A 252-nucleotide genomic window follows, 5' to 3' on the forward strand; every position below is an offset into this window, starting at 1 on the left:
CCTCGGCCATGGTGGGAATGGGCGCACCGCCCTGCGCCAGGCGGCCCAGCACTTCGTCCGGGTGGCGGCCATCGGCCAGCGCGGCGCGCAGCTCGGCAGCCAGCTCACGCGCGCGCGCCAGGCTGCGCGCCTTGACGCTGCCCAGACCCCGGCGGTACTGCTTGCCGCCGCGCTTCCAGACAAACACCCAGGATCGCCGCCCCCCTTGCACGTGCAGGAACAGTCCGCCACCATCGGCATGCAGTCCAGGCC

General features: G+C 73.8%; 1 protein-coding gene. It reads right to left on the reverse strand.

Going from position 1 to position 252, the window contains the following annotated elements; translation table 11 throughout:
* A partial coding sequence (locus tag NET02_RS16460; RefSeq protein ID WP_284058516.1) for an integrase arm-type DNA-binding domain-containing protein occupies positions 1 to 187 on the reverse strand: 187 nt, incomplete at its 3' end.
* Positions 188 to 252 lie beyond the last annotated feature (65 nt).

The organism is Thermalbibacter longus (assembly GCF_023806485.1).
In the GTDB taxonomy this organism is placed as follows: Bacteria; Chloroflexota; Chloroflexia; order Thermomicrobiales; family Thermomicrobiaceae; genus Thermalbibacter; species Thermalbibacter longus.